This is a genomic window from Daejeonella sp., assembly GCF_044232565.1.
In the GTDB taxonomy this organism is placed as follows: Bacteria; Bacteroidota; Bacteroidia; order Sphingobacteriales; family Sphingobacteriaceae; genus Daejeonella.
The window spans coordinates 1-4,139 of the sequence record NZ_JBIILQ010000237.1 but is presented as its reverse complement, the minus strand read 5'-3'; the positions used below and the strand labels follow the sequence as shown (position 1 = coordinate 4,139).

Here is a 4,139-nt window from a genome sequence, read left to right as displayed (position 1 = left end):
GTATACTAGCTTTGAGTGCATTTTTTAAAACATTGCCCTCATTAATAAACCTGCTTAATTTAAGAATACGAAAGACCCTTAAAAGACGCAGGGCACGAATAACCATTAAATACTGCGCTCCAGGAAATAGGATACTGAGGTAGTTGGGGATGAATGAAATTAAGTCAATTAGTCCGTAGAAACTAAAAATATAAGTCCAAGGTTTTTTACTACTATATATCCTAACCGCATACTCAAGTGTAAATAAAATGGTAAAGAACCACTCTAAGATTTGTATGGCGAATAAATATTTCTCGCGAAAACTAGCAACACTCTCTAAAAAGACTGAGATGATACTTAAAAGGATTACCCAAAGTAAAACCAGATCAAATAATCTGCCAGGGCGAGTATCTGATTGGAATACGATGGTGTAGATTTTTCGCCTTAATTCGTCGTTGTATTTGAAAAACATTTTTTGATAATTAGCTAGGTTAAGCCAAAGGTTTTATAAACGATTACAAAGCTAATATACTAAACAATTTATTGAGTATATGTTTGGACAGTTCTTAAAACAGGGAAAGATAATTTTTTAATTTGTCAGTAAAAACAAAGCCCAGTATCTGATTTCAGATACTGGGCTTTGTAAAATTTAAATTGACCTTAGTTAATAACCAGGATTTTGTGGTTGTAATTTAGGATTACGCGCAATTTCTACAGATGGTACAGGCCAGATTGACTTGTTATTATCTGTAATGCCAAGAACTGCCTGAAGGCGTCCGGTTCTGACAATATCAAACCATTCGTGACCTTCAAAACAAAGCTCAAGTCTTCTCTCTTTATATAATGCAGTTCTGAAATCTGCTATAGTTGCCGGGTTTATAGCAGCTAAGCCTGCTCTTCTCCGAACTTCATTAAGAAGTTTGACAGCGTCAGCACTTGGATAGCTTGTTTCTGCTAATGCTTCAGCCTTTGATAAAAGTACTTCTGCAAGACGGAATACGATAATATTATCATCTTTTGTTCCTCCTCTTGAATACTTTTTCATGTAGTTTGCCGCATTTGCAAAGCCATAGGTAGCATCCTTTCTAAGGTCGCCAGCTTCGTAAGCATTGAAAATGTCGTTATTCACCTCAATTGTTCTGGTACCACCAAGAGTTCCGGGAAGGAATGTCGTGGCTAGGTTGTTTTGCAATTGAGTGTCATAATTGATCTCCAAAATTGACTCTGCAGAATTTTTGCTAAGAAACAAATTGGCATAGGCTACACTTAAAGCTTCACCTCTTCTGTTGATCACCTGATTCGCATCAGCAATTGCAAGTGGGTAGTTTTTTCTTGTCAGGTGTATTCTTGCGCCTAATGCAAAGGCTGCAGCTTTAGTTGCCCGGCCTGTCTTACCTAATCCTTCATGAGTTTCTGGCAAGTTTAATTTTGCAAAATCAAGATCTGCAAGAATTTGAGTATAAACATCCGCAACGGGGGTTCTGGATACCTGAAGTGCAGGTACATCCGGACTTTCAGTGGGTGTGGTGATCAGTGGCACCGCGCCGAAATATCTAACCAGATTAAAATACGTAAACGCTCTCAAGAAGCGGGCTTCTGCAACTATTGAATTTTTAGCAGCATCAGCCATTCCCGGAATTCCCGGAACTTTTGCAATAACTACGTTAGCAGAATTGATCAAAACGAATTGCTGATCCCATAATCCTGTAAATTGTGAGTTATCTGCAACAATAATCAGATTATTCAATTGCTCAAACTGGCGGTTCAGTGCATTACCCTTGCTGTTTTTTGTGGGTAATTCTGCAAAATAGATATAATTGGAACCCAGATTAGCCAGGTAGCGATAGGTTCCAATAATTGCTGCATCAGCATCTGAAGGGAGCTTGAATAGAGACTGTGTTGAAACTGAATCTATCGGTTCCTGATTGATAACATCACATGATGATACAGTCAGGTATATGAAGAATATTAAAAATATTTTTTTCATCTTTTTATTTTTTAGATTATTAATGGTTATGAACATGCCTGCTGTTCGGCAGGGCAATCATGATTTAGTTAGTTTACCCCTGCGGGTTTTAGCAAAATCATGATAATCTCATAAATTTTATATTAAAATGTAGCGTTTAAACCTAATGAGAATGATCTTGCCTGAGGATATGAACTCATATCAAAACCTAAAGTCGTATCATTTCCATTTGCATTAACCTCAGGGTCATAACCGCGATAGTCAGTGAAAGTAAAAATATTCTGACCTGCAGCATAAACTCTTAGGTTTTGAATTCCGGCTTTTTTCATAGCAGAATTTTTAATGTTATAGCCCATGGCAATATTTTTCACTCTTAAGAATGATCCATCCTGCAATACGCGGTTAGAAACTGATCCATTTCTTGTTGGATCTCCCCATGCGGCACGGTGTAATGTTGCAACATCACCAGGTTTTCTCCATCTGTTTCTTGCTAAAGTTGATGAATTGAACCAGGTATGAAGTCTTCCATATGAATATTCAGCTTGATTGAAGATCATGTTTCCATAAACAAAATGTAAAAAAACAGAAGCATCGAAATTTTTATAGGATACAGAGTTTGTAAAACCTCCCGTAAATTTCGGTTGTGCACTTCCAAGTACTACGTTGTCAAGGGTGGTTGAAGCCAATGGGATGTTTCCGTCTCCATTTACATCCTGTACATCATAATTTCCAGTAGCTGGATTAACACGAAGAAGATTCCATCCATAGAAAGTACCTATGGGATAACCTTGTTTTATTACACTGGCGTAGCCATTAAATCCTAGGGGAATATCTCCGCCAGGTAAGTTTGTAACTTCGTTTCTGTTAAATGAAATATTGAAATCAGTCGACCATTTAAAGTTGGTTTTGTCAATATTTACTGTGTTCAAAGCAAGTTCAATTCCTTTGTTCTCCACATTACCTACGTTCTGCAATGAGCTTGCAAATCCTGAACTTGTAGGTAATGATACTGCCAATAACAATCCTGAAGTATTTTTCTTATAAGCGTCAATACTGAAATTGATTTTTCCTTTGAAAAAGCTCAGATCTAAACCTAAATTTGTTTGCTCAGTACTCTCCCAGCTTAAATCGGGGTTAGCTAACTGAGTTTGAGCCAGGCCACTTGAACCGATATAGTTAAAGCCACCACCGAATAATCCTCTTGATGTAAAATTGCCAATCTCCTGGTTACCTGTGCGGCCCCAGCTTGCTCTCACTTTAACATCTTCAACCCATGTAAGATCTTTTAAGAAATCTTCCTGCCCTAGGCGATATGCCGCAGAAACAGAAGGGAAGCGACCATACTTATTGTTTTCACTGAATCTTGAAGATCCGTCAATACGATAACTGGCTGCTAAATTGAATTTGTCTTTAAAAGAGTAGTTTAACCTACTAAAATAAGAGGTTAAACCCCAACTGCTACCTGTAGAGCTAGAATTTTTGATAGAGGCTGAACCTAAAGTTTGAATCGCCTCAAGCGCAAAGTTTGAAGCCGATGCTACAGTTCTGTTAAATATAGATTCTTGGTTTGAATACCCTAAAAGGACATTGACTTTGTGATTTTCTTTGAATGTTTTATTGTAATTCAAGGTATTTTCATTAATCCATCCTTTATCCTGAGTCATACTGTTTGTACCGGTACCATTTGTTGTTCTTCCTACTACAGTAAGTTTATTTGGTGGTACAAAATAAACTTCCTCCAGACTTAAATAATCAACACCAATGCTGCTTCTGAAGTTCAGTCCGTCAAGGATCTTAAACTCAAGAAATGCATTCCCTAAGGCTCTGTTGCTGAAGGCATCATTTCTAACCTGATCTGCAATGATCAATGGGTTATCAATATTACTGATGTATGGATCGTTAGGGTTTAATGAACCATCGGCATTACGAGCAGGAACTGCCGGTGATTTTACAATGGCTACAGCAACAATGCCATCACGGTCACCAGTACTTACACGATCAGTTTTTGCACGATTCATACTCATATTGATACCAACCTTTAAGCGGTCATTGATAGTCTGGTCGAAATTAAACCTGACGTTACCACGGGTAAATCCGCTGCCAATTACAACACCCGTCTGACCTAAATAACTGCCTGATAAAAAGTATTGTGTTTTCTTGGTACCACCAGAAAGTGAAAGCTCATTATTATGGA

The 4,139-nt window shown here is 37.8% G+C and carries 3 protein-coding genes; all 3 read right to left on the bottom strand.

The features are described 5' to 3' along the window. Positions 1-451 (bottom strand): ion transporter (locus ACILQF_RS11170; RefSeq protein WP_395627488.1); only part of this gene is annotated, 451 nt, incomplete at its 3' end. Between the two features lie 192 nt (positions 452-643). After that, positions 644-1,966, bottom strand: coding sequence for a RagB/SusD family nutrient uptake outer membrane protein (locus ACILQF_RS11165; protein WP_395627487.1), 1,323 nt, complete (start codon positions 1,964-1,966; stop codon positions 644-646). Between the two features lie 122 nt (positions 1,967-2,088). After that, on the bottom strand, positions 2,089-4,139 hold a 2,051-nt coding region (locus ACILQF_RS11160), incomplete at its 5' end, for a SusC/RagA family TonB-linked outer membrane protein (RefSeq protein WP_395627486.1).